This is a genomic window from Streptomyces sp. NBC_01351, from assembly GCF_036237315.1.
GTDB lineage: Bacteria > Actinomycetota > Actinomycetes > Streptomycetales > Streptomycetaceae > Streptomyces.
Genome location: NZ_CP108356.1, coordinates 3,884,627 through 3,900,000, shown reverse-complemented (window position 1 = coordinate 3,900,000; position 15,374 = coordinate 3,884,627). Strand labels below are relative to the sequence as shown.

At 67.6% G+C, this 15,374-nt stretch carries 12 protein-coding genes and 2 rRNA genes (1 of these 14 cut by a window edge); 7 read left to right on the top strand and 7 right to left on the bottom strand.

Annotated elements, in window-relative coordinates; translation table 11 throughout:
• The 3 genes from OG625_RS17835 to OG625_RS17825 all read left to right on the top strand — a co-directional run.
• Window positions 1-2,923: ribosomal RNA gene (locus OG625_RS17835) — 23S ribosomal RNA — on the top strand; it begins 200 nt to the left of the window's first position.
• Between the two features lie 76 nt (window positions 2,924-2,999).
• Window positions 3,000-3,116, top strand: a 5S ribosomal RNA gene (gene rrf / locus OG625_RS17830).
• A gap of 87 nt (window positions 3,117-3,203) precedes the next feature.
• Window positions 3,204-3,758 (top strand): GNAT family N-acetyltransferase, encoded by a 555-nt coding sequence (locus tag OG625_RS17825; RefSeq protein WP_329381705.1) that lies wholly within the window; start codon window positions 3,204-3,206, stop codon window positions 3,756-3,758.
• Between the two features lie 62 nt (window positions 3,759-3,820).
• Here the strand turns inward: OG625_RS17825 and OG625_RS17820 are convergent, their stop codons facing one another.
• The 6 genes from OG625_RS17820 to OG625_RS17795 form a co-directional block, all read right to left on the bottom strand.
• Window positions 3,821-5,302 (bottom strand): type VI secretion protein, encoded by a 1,482-nt coding sequence (locus OG625_RS17820; protein WP_329381702.1) that lies wholly within the window; start codon window positions 5,300-5,302, stop codon window positions 3,821-3,823.
• 3 nt (window positions 5,303-5,305) lie between these two features.
• The gene (locus OG625_RS17815; RefSeq protein ID WP_329381700.1) at window positions 5,306-6,724 is read right to left on the bottom strand and encodes an ATP-binding protein; all 1,419 of its coding nucleotides are present in this window, start codon (window positions 6,722-6,724) and stop codon (window positions 5,306-5,308) included.
• Window positions 6,725-6,743: 19 nt separating this feature from the next.
• Window positions 6,744-8,303, bottom strand: a complete 1,560-nt coding sequence (locus tag OG625_RS17810) for an SCO6880 family protein (RefSeq protein ID WP_329381697.1) — start codon at window positions 8,301-8,303, stop codon at window positions 6,744-6,746.
• Window positions 8,300-9,628, bottom strand: coding sequence for a hypothetical protein (locus OG625_RS17805; RefSeq protein ID WP_329381694.1), 1,329 nt, complete (start codon window positions 9,626-9,628; stop codon window positions 8,300-8,302). The genes OG625_RS17810 and OG625_RS17805 overlap by 4 nt, the downstream gene beginning before the upstream one ends.
• A complete protein-coding gene (locus OG625_RS17800; RefSeq protein ID WP_329381691.1) occupies window positions 9,618-10,454 on the bottom strand; it encodes a hypothetical protein in 837 nt (278 codons plus the stop codon). The genes OG625_RS17805 and OG625_RS17800 overlap by 11 nt, the downstream gene beginning before the upstream one ends.
• A 126-nt stretch (window positions 10,455-10,580) precedes the next feature.
• Complete coding sequence (locus OG625_RS17795) at window positions 10,581-10,889, bottom strand: hypothetical protein (RefSeq protein WP_329390752.1); 309 nt, start codon at window positions 10,887-10,889, stop codon at window positions 10,581-10,583.
• Between the two features lie 403 nt (window positions 10,890-11,292).
• Here OG625_RS17795 and OG625_RS17790 point away from each other — a divergent pair, with 403 nt between their 5' ends.
• The gene (locus tag OG625_RS17790; protein WP_329381688.1) at window positions 11,293-11,658 is read left to right on the top strand and encodes a hypothetical protein; all 366 of its coding nucleotides are present in this window, start codon (window positions 11,293-11,295) and stop codon (window positions 11,656-11,658) included.
• A gap of 94 nt (window positions 11,659-11,752) precedes the next feature.
• Here the strand turns inward: OG625_RS17790 and OG625_RS17785 are convergent, their stop codons facing one another.
• Window positions 11,753-12,574: a pentapeptide repeat-containing protein gene (locus OG625_RS17785; protein WP_329381685.1), complete on the bottom strand. Its 822-nt coding sequence runs from the start codon at window positions 12,572-12,574 to the stop codon at window positions 11,753-11,755.
• A 181-nt stretch (window positions 12,575-12,755) separates the two neighbouring features.
• Here OG625_RS17785 and OG625_RS17780 point away from each other — a divergent pair, with 181 nt between their 5' ends.
• From OG625_RS17780 to OG625_RS17770, 3 genes are all read left to right on the top strand, one after another.
• A complete protein-coding gene (locus tag OG625_RS17780) occupies window positions 12,756-13,364 on the top strand; it encodes a LysE family translocator (protein ID WP_329381682.1) in 609 nt (202 codons plus the stop codon).
• Window positions 13,365-13,428: 64 nt separating this feature from the next.
• Window positions 13,429-14,223, top strand: a complete 795-nt coding sequence (locus OG625_RS17775) for a thioesterase family protein (protein WP_329381679.1) — start codon at window positions 13,429-13,431, stop codon at window positions 14,221-14,223.
• Between the two features lie 137 nt (window positions 14,224-14,360).
• Window positions 14,361-15,368: a C40 family peptidase gene (locus tag OG625_RS17770; protein WP_329390750.1), complete on the top strand. Its 1,008-nt coding sequence runs from the start codon at window positions 14,361-14,363 to the stop codon at window positions 15,366-15,368.
• Window positions 15,369-15,374: the final 6 nt, after the last annotated feature.

Genomic DNA, 15,374 nt, shown 5'->3' with positions numbered 1-15,374 from the left:
CATCTCAGTACCCTCAGGAAGAGAAAACAACCGTGATTCCGGGAGTAGTGGCGAGCGAAACCGGATGAGGCCAAACCGTATGCGTGTGATACCCGGCAGGGGTTGCGCATGCGGGGTTGTGGGAATTCTTTTGATCGGTCTGCCGGCCGGTCGGCGAGTCAGAAACCGTTGATGTAGTCGAAGGACATGCGAAAGGTCCGGCGTAGAGGGTAAGACCCCCGTAGACGAAACATCAGCGGCTTGCTTAAGAATCTCCCAAGTAGCACGGGGCCCGAGAAATCCCGTGTGAATCTGGCGGGACCACCCGCTAAGCCTAAATATTCCCTGGTGACCGATAGCGGATAGTACCGTGAGGGAATGGTGAAAAGTACCGCGGGAGCGGAGTGAAATAGTACCTGAAACCGTGTGCCTACAAGCCGTGGGAGCGTCGCCGTTGTTCTTCGGAACAACGGTCGTGACTGCGTGCCTTTTGAAGAATGAGCCTGCGAGTTAGCGGTGTGTAGCGAGGTTAACCCGTGTGGGGAAGCCGTAGCGAAAGCGAGTCCGAATAGGGCGATTGAGTTGCACGCTCTAGACCCGAAGCGGAGTGATCTAGCCATGGGCAGGTTGAAGCGGAGGTAAGACTTCGTGGAGGACCGAACCCACCAGGGTTGAAAACCTGGGGGATGACCTGTGGTTAGGGGTGAAAGGCCAATCAAACTCCGTGATAGCTGGTTCTCCCCGAAATGCATTTAGGTGCAGCGTCACGTGTTTCTTGCCGGAGGTAGAGCACTGGATAGGCGATGGGCCCTACCGGGTTACTGACCTTAGCCAAACTCCGAATGCCGGTAAGTGAGAGCGTGGCAGTGAGACTGTGGGGGATAAGCTCCATGGTCGAGAGGGAAACAGCCCAGAGCATCGACTAAGGCCCCTAAGCGTACGCTAAGTGGGAAAGGATGTGGAGTCGCAGAGACAACCAGGAGGTTGGCTTAGAAGCAGCCACCCTTGAAAGAGTGCGTAATAGCTCACTGGTCAAGTGATTCCGCGCCGACAATGTAGCGGGGCTCAAGCGTACCGCCGAAGTCGTGTCATTGCAGCAATAGGGCCAACGCCCGCTGTGATGGGTAGGGGAGCGTCGTGTGCCGGGTGAAGCAGCAGCGGAAGCTAGTTGTGGACGGTTCACGAGTGAGAATGCAGGCATGAGTAGCGATACACACGTGAGAAACGTGTGCGCCGATTGACTAAGGGTTCCTGGGTCAAGCTGATCTGCCCAGGGTAAGTCGGGACCTAAGGCGAGGCCGACAGGCGTAGTCGATGGACAACCGGTTGATATTCCGGTACCCGCTTTGAAACGCCCAATATCGAATCCTCTAATGCTAAGGCCGTGAAGCCGTTCCGGACCCTTCGGGGAAAGGAAAGTGGTGGAGCCGCCGATCCAAGGTGGTAGTAGGTAAGCGATGGGGTGACGCAGGAAGGTAGTCCAGCCCGGGCGGTGGTAGTCCCGGGGTAAGGGTGTAGGCCGAGGGGTAGGCAAATCCGTCCCTCATTAAGGCTGAGACCTGATGCCGAGCCGATTGTGGTGAAGTGGATGATCCTATGCTGTCGAGAAAAGCCTCTAGCGAGTTTCATGGCGGCCCGTACCCTAAACCGACTCAGGTGGTCAGGTAGAGAATACCGAGGCGTTCGGGTGAACTATGGTTAAGGAACTCGGCAAAATGCCCCCGTAACTTCGGGAGAAGGGGGGCCATCACTGGTGATCGGATTTACTCCGTGAGCTGGGGGTGGCCGCAGAGACCAGCGAGAAGCGACTGTTTACTAAAAACACAGGTCCGTGCGAAGCCGTAAGGCGATGTATACGGACTGACGCCTGCCCGGTGCTGGAACGTTAAGGGGACCGGTTAGTGACCTTTCGGGGTTGCGAAGCTGAGAACTTAAGCGCCAGTAAACGGCGGTGGTAACTATAACCATCCTAAGGTAGCGAAATTCCTTGTCGGGTAAGTTCCGACCTGCACGAATGGCGTAACGACTTCTCGACTGTCTCAACCATAGGCCCGGTGAAATTGCACTACGAGTAAAGATGCTCGTTTCGCGCAGCAGGACGGAAAGACCCCGGGACCTTTACTATAGTTTGATATTGGTGTTCGGTTCGGCTTGTGTAGGATAGGTGGGAGACTTTGAAGCAGCCACGCCAGTGGTTGTGGAGTCGCCGTTGAAATACCACTCTGGTCGTGCTGGATGTCTAACCTCGGTCCGTGATCCGGATCAGGGACAGTGTCTGATGGGTAGTTTAACTGGGGCGGTTGCCTCCCAAAGAGTAACGGAGGCGCCCAAAGGTTCCCTCAGCCTGGTTGGCAATCAGGTGTTGAGTGTAAGTGCACAAGGGAGCTTGACTGTGAGACCGACGGGTCGAGCAGGGACGAAAGTCGGGACTAGTGATCCGGCGGTGGCTTGTGGAAGCGCCGTCGCTCAACGGATAAAAGGTACCCCGGGGATAACAGGCTGATCTTCCCCAAGAGTCCATATCGACGGGATGGTTTGGCACCTCGATGTCGGCTCGTCGCATCCTGGGGCTGGAGTCGGTCCCAAGGGTTGGGCTGTTCGCCCATTAAAGCGGTACGCGAGCTGGGTTTAGAACGTCGTGAGACAGTTCGGTCCCTATCCGCTGTGCGCGTAGGAATATTGAGAAGGGCTGTCCCTAGTACGAGAGGACCGGGACGGACGAACCTCTGGTGTGCCAGTTGTCCTGCCAAGGGCATGGCTGGTTGGCTACGTTCGGGAGGGATAACCGCTGAAAGCATCTAAGCGGGAAGCCTGCTTCAAGATGAGTATTCCCACCTCCTTGAGAGGGTAAGGCTCCCAGTAGACGACTGGGTTGATAGGCCAGATGTGGAAGCCCGGTAACGGGTGAAGCTGACTGGTACTAATAGGCCGAGGGCTTGTCCTCAGTTGCTCGCGTCCACTGTGTTAGTTCTGAAATAACGAACAGCTGTGTCAATGCCAGCGTTCAAATTTCATAGTGTTTCGGTGGTCATAGCGTTAGGGAAACGCCCGGTTACATTCCGAACCCGGAAGCTAAGCCTTTCAGCGCCGATGGTACTGCAGGGGGGACCCTGTGGGAGAGTAGGACGCCGCCGAACAATCATTGCGGGAAGCCCCGCACCAGCCCTTTACGGGCTCGGTGCGGGGCTTTTCTGCGTTTGGGGTCGATATTAGGATCTCCGGTTATGGATCAGTACGTGGTACGGGCTGTACGTGGTGACGAGTGGGCCAAGGTCAAGGAGCTGCGGATCGCCGCGCTCAAGGATCCGGCGGCGCCGGTGGCCTTTCTGGAGACGGTGACGCAGGCCGAGGCCAGGGCGGATGAGTTCTGGCAAGCGCGGGCCGCGGGGGCTTCGCATGGGCGGGCCGCACGGCAGTTCGTGGCAGAGGAGGCCGGCGGTGAGTGGGTCGGGTCCGTGACGGTGCTCGTCGAGGAGGTCGGGACCACGGACATCTTCGAGCAGGAGATCGAGCGGACCCAGGCGCATGTGGTGGGTGTGTTCGTGCGGCCCGAGCAGCGGGGGACCGGGCTGACCGAGGCGCTGTTCTCGGCCGCGCTGGAGTGGGCCTGGTCGTTGGAGGAGCCGGTGCTGGAGGGCGTACGGCTCTTCGTGCACGAGGACAACGCGCGGGCCGGGGCCTTCTATCGGCGGTTCGGGTTCGAGGCCAGTGGGAAGGTCGTGTCCGTGCCCGGGGACGCGGGTGCCAAGGAAGTGGAGTACGTGTTTCCCAGGGCATAGGGCATGAGGCTGCGGCGGTTTCACGCAGCCCCGTGAGCCGCTGCCCCGGTTCTCGCGCCGGACTAGGGAAGTGGTGCTTCCGGCCAGCGGGAGCGGGCTTGTTCGCGGCTTCGGCACAGGGCGAGGAGGGGGAGTGTCTCGTCCGTGAGGAGATCCGGGAGTTGGGGGATCGGGGCGACTGCCGCGATGTCGTCCAGGACCAGGGTGAGTGGTGGGTCGAGCCGACCGTGGGATGACCGTGCGGCCATGCGGCGGCCGTGCTCGACCACGTGAGCGGCGAGTGCGGTGTGCAAGGGCATCGCACCCGGGTGGGTGCGGGGGTCTTCCAGGGATTCGCCCACCATGTAGAGGGTGCCCCCCTCGGTCACGAACGAAGCCAGCGTGAGGGAATCCGTACGGTTCGGGTTGCAGGCCTCGCGGATGTGGATCGAGGACAGGGCGGAGAGGGCGCGGGTCGTGAGGTGCTGGGCTTGTTCGCGGCGTTCCGGGTGGGCGGTGAGGGCGCTCTCCAGTTCGCCGGCGGCGCCGGGAGCGGCCTGGGGGTGGGTGCGCAGGATGCGGACGGCGTCCTGGGCGCTGTTGCCCTGGGTCCAGCGGTGGAGCTGCTTGAAGGGGCGGTCGTCGAGGGCGGCTGCCTGGAGCCAGCTGCGCAGGAGGGTTTCCGCCGTGTGGGCGAGTGCGGCGTCGATGCGGGCCTGTGGGCGTACCGGGGCCAGCAGGGCGATCGCGCGGGCGGCGGCGGTGTCGCGGTCGGCGCAGCCCTCGGCCGGGTTCCAGTGCATGCGGGCCGGGGTGTCGCACAGGTGGGAGGGGTCGTAGAGGAGGACCGGGCCGAGTTTGGCGCGGGCGTCCTTGGTCTCCGACCAGAGGGTGGGAGAGGAGGTGACCACCAGGAGCGCGCCCTCGGCTTCGGCGATGGCTTGGGCGGCGAGGTGGTGGCGTTGGGCGGGGGTGGCGTACGCCAGGCGGTGCGGGGGTGTGGTGGTCGTGGTGGTGAGGGGCGCCGGGGCGTAGCCGAAGCCGTAGGCCTCGTCGGTGGGGGCCTGGGCGGGTGTGGGGGTGGGTTCCGGTGGGGGCCGGAGGGGGGACGCGGGCTGGGGGGCGTGCGGGTGGTGCTGGGTGGGGAGTGCCGGCTGGGGGTCGTGGGCGGCGGGGGCCGGGTCGGGGGGCTGTTTGGCCAGGGCGCGGCGGGACTTGGTGCGGGCGATGATGCCCACCGTGAAGATCGCCAGGACCAGCAGGATCAGGAGCTGGCTGATGAACAGGCCCCAGAACAGGCCCCAGCCGGAGAGGGCTGCGGGGTTGGTGTCCGGCCAGGCCGCGGCGATGTCGTCCGGGCGAGCTATCAGGGAGCGGACGGCCTCCGGGGTGCGGGTGAAGGTGACCGTGGCCGGCCAGGAGCCCTTGCTGAAGAGGGCTGCGAGGCCGGTGGCCGACCAGACCAGTACGGCGAGGCCGAGGAGGAGGGACAGGAGGCCGACCAGGGCTCCGTCGGGGATTCCGCCGGCCCGCGCCGTGGGATCCGTATGTCTGGAGTTGGGCATGGGTCAGGCCACCGTGGTGGCCGAGCCGGTGCCGTTGTTGCGGTGGCGTTCCATGGACAGGGCCCTTTCCTCCGCTTCGAGTTCGGCGGCCAGCATGTCGGCGGGGAGTGGCGAGGGGACCGAGGACTCCGTCATCGCGCGGTCGGTGTAGACGAGGGGGCGTTCTGCCTCGGTGATCAGGTGTTTGACCACCTGGACGTTGCCGTTGACGTCCCAGACGGCGATGCCCGGGGTGAGGGTGGGGATGATCTCCACCGCCCAGCGGGGGAGGCCGAGGACGCGGCCCGTGGCGCGGGCCTCGTCTGCCTTTTGGGCGTAGATCGTGCGGGTCGAGGCCATTTTCAGGATGGCCGCGGCCTCGCGGGCCGCGGCGCCGTCGACCACGTCGGAGAGGTGGTGGACGACGGCCACGAAGGAGAGGCCCAGGCGGCGGCCGAACTTGAGGAGGCGCTGGAACAGCTGGGCGACGAAGGGGCTGTTGATGATGTGCCAGGCCTCTTCGACGAGGAAGATGCGCTTCTTGCGGTCGGGGCGGATCCAGGTGTGTTCGAGCCAGACGCCGACGATCGCCATGAGGATGGGCATGGCGATGGAGTTGCGGTCGATGTGGGACAGGTCGAAGACGATGAGGGGCGCGTCGAGGTCGATGCCGACGGTGGTGGGGCCGTCGAACATGCCGCGGAGGTCTCCGTCGACGAGGCGGTCGAGGACGAGCGCGACGTCGAGGCCCCAGGCGCGGACATCGTCTATGTCGACGTTCATCGCGAGGGCCGATTCGGCTTCGGGGTGGCGCAGTTGTTCCACGATGTCGGTGAGGACGGGCTGGCGGTCGCGGATCGTGTCGACGACGTGGGCGTGGGCGACCTTGAGGGCGAAGCCGGCGCGCTCGTCCAGGCCGTGGCCCATGGCCACTTCGATGATGGTGCGGAGCAGGGCGAGCTGGCCGGTCGTGGTGATGGCCGGGTCGAGGGGGTTGAGGCGGATCCCGTCGTCGTTGGCGGCGATCGGATCCAGGCGGATGGGGGTTATTCCCAACTGCTGGGCGATCAGGTTCCACTCGCCGACACCGTCCTCGCCCTGGGCGTCGAGGACGACGACCTGGCGGTCGCGGAAGCGGAGCTGGCGTAGGACGTAGGTCTTTTCCAGGGCTGATTTTCCGTTGCCGGATTCGCCGAGGACCAGCCAGTGGGGGGCCGGGAGCTGCTGTCCGTACAGCTGGAAGGGGTCGTAGATGTAGCCCTTGCCGCTGTAGACCTCGCGGCCGATGATGACGCCGGAGTCGCCGAGTCCGGGGGCGGCGGTGGGCAGGTAGACGGCCTGCGCCTGCCCGGTGGAGGTGCGTACGGGCAGGCGCGTGGTTTCGACTTTGCCGAAGAGGAAGCTGGTGAAGGCGTCCGTCAGCGCGGACATGGGATCTCGCATGGGCGGCACTTCCCTCCAGCTAGCGTCGGATGCCGGTGGCGAACGGCAAGGTGTTGACGAAGGCGCGGTGGTGCTCGCGGTCGCACCACTCGAGTTTGAGGTAGGACTTGCCGGCGGAGGCGCGGATGGTGCGCTTGTCGCGGGCGAGGGCTTCGGGTGATCGCGAGGACACCGTGATGTACCCGACCAGGTTGACTCCCGCAGCTCCGCTGGCGAGATCTTCACCCCTCTGGTCGAGTCGGCCGTGGGCGGCGATGTCGCGGGGGTCGACGGTGCGGTTCATCTTGGCGGCGCGGCTCGCGTCGGCCTCGTCGTTCGTCTTCTCCGTGAGCATGCGTTCGATGGCGATCTCGGTGGGCTCCAGGTCCATGGTGACCGCGACCGTGCGGATCACGTCGGGGGTGTGGACGAGGAGCGGGGCGAGGAAGTTGACGCCTACGGGGGTCATCGGCCATTCCTTCACCCAGGCGGTGGCGTGGCACCAGGGGGCGCGGGTGGAGGACTCGCGGGTCTTGGCCTGGAGGTAGGTGGGTTCGACCGCGTCGAGTTCGGCGGGCCAGGCGTTGCGCTTGGTCATGGCCTGGATGTGGTCGATGGGGTGGTCCGGGTCGTACATGGAGTGGACGAGGGAGGAGAGGCGGCCCTGGCCCAGCGGCTGGCGGACGCGGATGTCGGCCTCGGCGAGGCGGGCGCAGATGTCGGTGAGCTCGCGGGCCATGACGATGGCGAGGCCGGCGTCGCGGTCGAGCTTGCGGCCCTTGGGGGAGCCGGCGCGGGCGATGGTGTGGGCCTCGGCGGCGAGTTCGCGGGAGTAGTGCATGCAGGCGACGAGGTACGCGCGGTGCTGCTCGGAGGAGGTGGACACCATCGACTGGAGCTGGTCGTACGAATCGCGCAGCCAGCCGGGGGCCTTGGTGTCGCCGCGCTGGGCGACGTCCTTGGCGTGGGCGTCGGGGTCCGCGGGGAGGGTGCGGGCGAGCATCTGGATGCGGGTGACGAAGCCGTCTCCGTTGGCGACGTGCTTGAGGAGGGTGCCGAAGCGGTCGACGAGGGCTTCCTGGTCCTCGCTGTCGCGCAGGCCGACGCCCGGTCCCTCGATCTCGATGGCGGCGGTGACGGTGCGGCGGTCCGCGTGGAGGAGTACGGCGATCTCGTCGGGGCCGAAGGGGGCGGCGAGCCAGCTGATGCGGCCGATGCCGGGGGGCGGGCCGACCTCGACCTCGCGGCCGTCGGCGGCGCGGGTACCGGCCTCGATGGCGGAGGAGCGGTAGGTGGTGCCGCGGCGCAGGGTGCGTTTGTAGCTGCGGTTGATCTCGAACCACCGGTAGAAGGTGCGGCCCTTGTAGGGGACGTACACGGCGGCGAGCGCGAGCATGGGGAACCCGACGAGGCTGACGATGCGCAGGGTGAGGTCGGGGACGAGCAGTCCGCTCATCATGCCGAGGAACGCCCCCGCGATGATCAGGGCGATCTCGCCGGTCTCGCGGTTCTTGCCGACGATCGCGTTCGGCCGGGCCCGGCCGATGAGATACGTGCGGCGGGGCGCGACCGGGTGCAGCTGGTGGGACTGGGTCGTCAACGCCCGTCACCTCCTGTGTTCCTCGTACTCGAACCTGTGCGGGGCGGGGGTGCGGCGGAGGGGACAGTTCCGCCGCCGGCGCCGCCGCCGGAGGTGGGGCGGCTGCTGTGGGCGGCCACGCCTCCGGAGAGGGGGTTGGCGGGGCGGGGCGTGCTGCCCGAGCCGCCGCCGTCGCCGCCGCGGTGGGCGCCGCGGCTGCTGTGGGTCTTGATGCCCTGGGAGACGAGGGAGGCCGGGGAGCTGATGACGGCGGCGGCCTGGGCGCCGTCGGTGGCCTTGCTGCGGCCCGCGCGGGCGGAGGCGATCTCGTCGCCGAAGCCGGGGACGAAGCGGTAGATCATCGCCGAGGCGAAGATCGCCAGGAGGATGATGGCGAGGCCGGTGACGACGGCGGAGAAGGCGTTGGGGCCCTGTTCGCCGGTCAGGGCGCCGGCGAGGCCGAGGACGATGACGATGACCGGCTTCACGAGGATGACGGCGATCATGATGCCGGCCCAGCGGCGGACGTGGCCCCAGAGGTTGCGGTCGACGAGGCCGGAGTAGACGACCACGCCGAGGAGGGCGCCCACGTAGAGGAGGGCGGCCCGGATGAAGAGCTCCAGGAACAGGATGCCGGCGGCGAGGACGGTGACGAGGGAGACGACGATCAGCATGATCGGGCCGCCGCCGATGTCGTCGCCCTTCTTGAGGGCTTCGGAGAAGGAGCCGAAGAAGACGTCGGTCTGGCCGCCGGTGGCGGAGGCGATGACCTCGGTGACGCCGTCGGTGGCGGAGACGACGGTGTAGAGGATCAGGGGGGTGAAGGCGGAGGCGAGGACCGTCAGCCAGAGGAAGCCGATGGCTTCGGAGAGGGCGGTGCTGAGGGGGACGCCGCGGACGGCTCGTTTGGCTACGGCGAAGAGCCAGAGGACGAGGGTGAGGATGGTGGAGGCGGCGAAGACCACCGAGTACTGCTTGAGGAAGGTGGGGTTGGTGAAGTCGACGGTGGCGCTGCCCTTTACCGCTTCGCTGAGTTTGGCGACGATCCAGGAGGCTGCGTCGGCGCAGCCTCTGGCGAGGGAGGCGAGGGGGTTGAGGGCGTCGGTCGGGCTGTCCGGAGAGAGCCCGGTGCCGGCTCCCGGGCTGGGGTTCCCCCCGACCTGACGCTCGCAGTCCTCTTTGAGTGGGCCGATGACCCCTTCGCAGCGGTTGTCCTTGGAGGGCGAGCCCGATGGGGTCGGTGTCGGGGTGGGTGCGGCGAACGCCCGGGCGGGCAGCAGTACTGCAGTCACCTGAACGGCGGCCAGTACTGCGGCAATACGGAGGCGACGGCGGCTACCGGGCATAGGTGAACCCTCCGAACTCCTGGACGGCCTTGCTGATGTCGTCTGACGTGGAGGCTGCGACGTCGCCCGGTACAGGGGCGGGGCCGTCCTGCTGCGAATCGGAGTTGACCTTCCAGTCCGTCCCGACCCAGGAGAGCTCGAACGTCCAAGTCTTCCAGGTGGTGCGGACCGGGGTGGTGGACTTGGCGCCCGACATCCCGACGAGGCCCGTATACCAGACCGCGACCTTCGCGGTGGTGGGGCTGTAGCTCTCGACGCGGGTGCCGACCGGGACGGCTCGGGTGACGAAAGTGCTGCCCTGTGGGGGCTTCCCGTTCGGGTCGAGGCCCAACGTTGCCAAGAAGGCGGGGGAGTACGCGGCGTCCTGCGTTCCCTTCCGCTGGGCTGCAGCTTCCGGCGTGTAGATGCCGTCCATGAGGGCGTGCCGGACGTCCTTCTTGAGCATGCCGTCGGAGCCGAGGGCCACCGTGTAGTTGGCGGCTGCCGACTGGGCGCCCTGTTCGTCGTGGGCGAAGCCGTGGGGGATGCCGGCGGCCTTGCCGGAGACGGGGGCGGTGCCCGTGGCCGCCGTGGAGGAGGCGGCCGGGGCGTTGTCCGCGGGCTTGTTCTCGGTGGTGTCGGCGGCCTGGTTGGCGTAGGCGATCGCGGCGATCAGGAGGACCACCACGCCGACCACCGTGATCAGGCTGCGGGAGGCGCGGGGGGTGCGGCGGGCCGGGCCGTACGGGTCGGTGGGGGAGTCCGGGAGGCGGGTACGGGTCTGGCCCGTGCCGCCGACCTCGCCGTAGCCGCCGTTGCCGCCGCCGTAGTGGTCGTCGTTGCTCATTCCGTGTCGGCCCCCTCCGCGTCGTACGACGGTAGCGCTGGTTCCCGCGTGGACGCGGTGTGGTGAATCCTCATCAGGTGCCGTCGCTGCCGTCGCTGTTGTGGCCCCGCTGGGTGGGTGGTGCGGCTAGACGGCCATGCCGTAGACGATCGTGAAGACCGTCCCGAGCGAGCCGATGATGAAGACTCCGGTCAGGCCGGCCACGATCAGGCCCTTGCCCTGTTCGGCGCTGAACGTGTCGCGCAGCGCCGTCGCACCGATGCGCTGTTTGGCCGCGCCCCAGATGGCGATGCCGAGGCAGAGGAGGATCGCCACGGCCATGACCACTTCGATCATGATCTTCGCTTCGTTGCCGAGACTGCCGAACGGCCCCCAGTTCGGGGCGATTCCGCCGATGATGGTGGTGATGTCGCCCTTTTCGGCTGCCAGGATCATGTAACTCACCGCCCCTGTATGGGTAGTTCCGGAAGCCCGTGCCCGACGGCAGGGGTCACTCACTATCTTCGCTGATGAAACCGCCGCCGTCGTCGACTTGACGGCTCTCTTTACCCGATCTCCCGGCCTGTGACCCGACCGTGCGCTCTGACCTGGGCACGGGTGGCGGGCATGCGAATGTGCGTATGGTCACTCTGTGTATCACGGGGGGTGACGTCGGGCAATGATCGCCGTCTCGCCGTGCGGGGGGTGGGGTGAGGGGGCGCCGTTCGGCGCAGTGCGGGTGCGTGTCGTTGGGCCGTCTCGCTGACATATGTCCGACATTCCGTCAGTCATTCCATCCGTACGAGCTAGTGCGGGCGATGCTCCGGTCGTTCGGTACGGCGACACGAGGAGTGGACGGATGGGTTCGGCAATCAGGGCGGGTCGGCGTGCGTGGCTGGGTGCGCCGGGGCCGTGTTCGGACATCGATACGGTTCGGGGTGCGGGGAACCTGGAGTTCAGCGCGGCGCTGGACCGGGGGCGGACCTTCATCGGGCGGCGGACCGTGAACCCGGCCCCGGGCCCGTACTCCTGGAAGAACCTGACCACCGCGGCGAACCCGGGCCACCCGAGGAACGCGTGCAGCGTGTCCATCGTCAGGGAGGCCACCACCGTGCGGATCAAGCTGCTGACCACGACGGGCGACATCTACGAGAACTACTGCACGCATTCGGCGGGCGGCGTGGTGACCTGCCCGTCGGGTTGGACGGCCATCGTCAGGCCGTGATGGCGGGGCCGCCGTGTTCCGGGGGCCGGCGGGTGCGGCGGCGGTGCCGGGGCTCCGCCCCGGACCCCGCGCCTCGAACTCCGGCGGGGCCGGGTCAGGTGGTCCAGTGGGCGGGGTGGGTGAGAGTCGGGGGGATGCGGGTGGCCGGGTTGCCCCGGGCGGCGTTGAGTTGGGGCTGGGTGAGGAAGACCGCCCCGCGGAGGTCCGCGTCGCGGAGGTTGGCGTCCCTGAGGTCGGCGCCGATCATGTCGGCCGTGCGGAGGTCGGCGCGGCTGAGGTCGGCGGCGATCAGGTAGGCACCGCGGAGGTTCGCGCCGCGGAGGTCCGCGCCGGCGAGGCGGGCGCCCATCAGGTCGGCGCCGCGGTGGTTCTTCTTGCGGCCCGGCACCTTGGCCCGTACGAGCTCGCTGGTGGTGAGCAGCAGGGTGTTCGCGTCCTGGCGGAGGGCGGACACGTCCAGGGCGGTGAGGGCGGCCGCGTCGGCCCGTGTCCACTCCTCCGTGGTGGCGAGGACGCGGCGTAGGTCCGCGTGGACCGGGGCGGCGGCCGGGAGGGTGAGGGCCTCGGCGAGGTAGAAGAGCAGCTCGTGCAGCTGCCGCATCACCGGGAAGACGTCGAACATCGGGCGGGCCGTGTCGGGATCGGTGCGCCAGTCGCGCCCGCCGAAGGTGACCTGGGAGACCTGCTGGCCCGCGCCGAAGCAGTCGAAGACCGTGCAGCCCTGGAACCCCTTGTCGCGCAGCTGCGTGTGGATGCCGCAGCGGAAGTCCTGCCGGAGGTTCGTGCAGGGGGTTCCGGCGGGCTTGTTCACGGCGAAGTCGTTCGACTTGGCGAAGGGGAGGGCGACGCAGCACAACGCGAAGCAGTTGGAGCAGTCGGCTTGGAGGAGGGGGAGGGGGTGGGGGTGGGGAGGCACGTTCTCATTGTCCCTGGTGCGGGGAGGGCAGTCGCATCCGGATGGCCGTGCGGGGGGTGGGTGCGTCGGTGGCCGGCCGGTGGCGGATCGGGGAGAGCGCGGGCGGGAAGGGCGTGCGGTCAAGTATCCCGATCGCGAAAGGGGGTTGAGCGAGGCGAGGGAGTGGGGTGAGCTTCGGCATATGACAGAAGTGATCGCAGTAGCCGTCATCACCCTTCTCGCCGTGATCAGTCCCGGCGCCGATTTCGCCATGGTGGTTCGCAACAGCTATCTCTACGGGCGGCCCACCGGGCTGTTCGCCGCCGCGGGGGTCGCGGCCGGGGTGCTCGTCCACGTCACGTACACGATGCTCGGCGTGGGGTTGTTGATCGCTTCCTCGACCGCGCTCTTCACGGCGATCAAGCTGGCGGGTGCGGCGTACCTGGTGTGGATCGGGATACGGACCTTCCGCGCGCGGGAGACGCTGACCGTGGACCTGGAGTCGAAGCCGGAGCTGACGCGGGGCGGGGCGTTGCGGTCGGGGTTCTTGACCAATGTGCTGAACCCGAAGACGACGCTGTTCGTGGTGTCGACGTTCACGCAGGTGGTGGGGCCGGAGACGCCGGTGTGGCAGCAGGCGGGGTACGGGCTGTTCATGGCGGTGGCGCACCTGGGGTGGTTCGGGGCGGTGGCGCTGTTCTTCTCCGACTCCCGGCTGCGGGAGCGGATGCTGAAGGCGCAGAAGACCTTGAACCGGGTGATCGGGTCGGTGCTGGTGGGGCTGGGGGTGGGGTTGGGGTTTGCCCGCTGAGTGCATCCGGTGAGTGCCCGGTGGGGGCTGGTGTGCCTGGTTACCTGTCGGTAGCGTGCGGTGCATGGGTGCTGTCGAGGGGTTCTACGAACGGGTCGATGCCGGGCGGTTCCACGCCACCGAGTACACGCGGGGCCCGTGGGACCCCGGCTCCCAGCACGCCGGGCCGCCGGCCGCGCTGCTCGGGCGGGCCGTCGAGGAGCGGCCGGGCGGGCGGGCGGACATGCGGATCGCGCGGATCACGTACGAGATCCTGCGCCCGGTGCCGATCGGCGCCCTGGAGGTCACCACGAGCGTGCTCCGGGCCGGCCGCAGTACCGAGGTGGTCGAGGCCGCGCTCACGCCGGAGGGCGAGGCCGCGCCGGTGATGCTCGCGCGGGCACTGCGGATCCGGGTCGCCGAGGAGGCGGTGCCGGCGGTGGTGCCGGGGCCGGGGCTGCCGTCGCCGGGGGAGGTGGCGCGGACGCCGTTCTTCCCGGTGCCGTGGGACGTCGGCTACCACACGGCCGTGGAGAGTCGGTTCGTCGAGGGCACGTTCGTCGACCGGGGGCCGGGCACCTGCTGGATGCGGATGAGGGTGCCGTTGCTCGCGGGGGAGGAGACCAGGGCGCTGGACCGGGTGCTGGTCGCCGCCGACTCGGGCAATGGCATCAGTTCGGTGATGGACTTCCACCGGTTCGTCTTCGTCAACGGCGATCTGACCGTGCACCTGCACCGCCACCCGGTGGGCGAGTGGGTCTGCGTGGAGGCCGCCACCAGCGTGGACGCCGCCGGGATCGGGCTGGCCGACGCGCGACTGCACGACGAGAAGGGGCCGATCGGGCGGAGCGCGCAGAGTCTGTTCGTCGCTCCTCGCTAGTCGCCCGTCGGGGTGGGCTGGACGTCCTTCCCGCGTGCGTCAAAGATGGCAAGTGGGCTAGTACGACAGGCGACACGGTCGAATCGCGTCCTAAAGCGACGGCGATGGGGGAGGGTTGACGGGTGCGCAGATTCTGGATGGCCGGCGGGATCGGGATCGGGCTGTGCCTGAGCTTCCTCGTGCTGCTCGTCGTGGGGACCTACTCCGCCGCCGCGGGACTGGGGCGCGCTGGCGCCGGCGGTAGTGCGGTGGGCCTGGCCAAGGGGGCGGTGCCCGGGAAGTACCAGGCGCTGGTGGAGAAGTGGGGCAACCTCTGCCCGGCCATCAACCCGGCGCTGCTCGCCGCCCAGCTGTACTCCGAGTCCGGCTGGAACCCGAGTGCCGTCAGTCCGGCGGACGCACGCGGCATCGCGCAGTTCATCCCGGGTACGTGGGCGGGGCACGGCATCGACGGGGACGGGGACGGGGACCGGGACATCTGGGACCCGAACGACGCGATCCCCTCGGCGGCCTCGTACGACTGCCAGCTGGCCAAGGACGTGGCGAGCGTGCCCGGTGACCCGGCGTCGAACATGCTCGCCGCCTACAACGCCGGTGCCTACGCGGTCATCAAGTACGGAGGGGTGCCCCCGTACAAGGAGACCCAGGGCTATGTGAAGGCGATCACCAGCCTGGCGAAGAGCTTCGCCCGGCCCGTCGGCCGGGTCGCGCCCTCGCAACAGGCCGCCGGAGCCATCTACTTCGCACAGAAGCAGCTCGGCACTCCTTATCTGTGGGGTGGCAACGGAACGGCCGACCAGGACGGGCGGTTCGACTGCTCGGGGCTGACCAAGGCCGCGTACGAGACGGTGGGGGTCAAGCTGCCGCGCGTGGCGAACGACCAGTACAACGCCGGTCCGCACCCCTCGCGCGATGAACTCCTCCCCGGCGACCTGGTGTTCTTCTCCGATGATCTGACGAACTCTCGGGACATCCGGCACGTCGGTCTCTACGTGGGTGGCGGCTACATGATCAACGCCCCGTACACCGGAGCCGTGATCCGCTTCGACAAGATCGACACGCCCGATTACTTCGGCGCCACGCGCGTGACGAAGGATGGCGCGGAGGCCCTTCCGGAGCGTGCCGCGCCGAGTCGGGCCCCGTAGCAACTC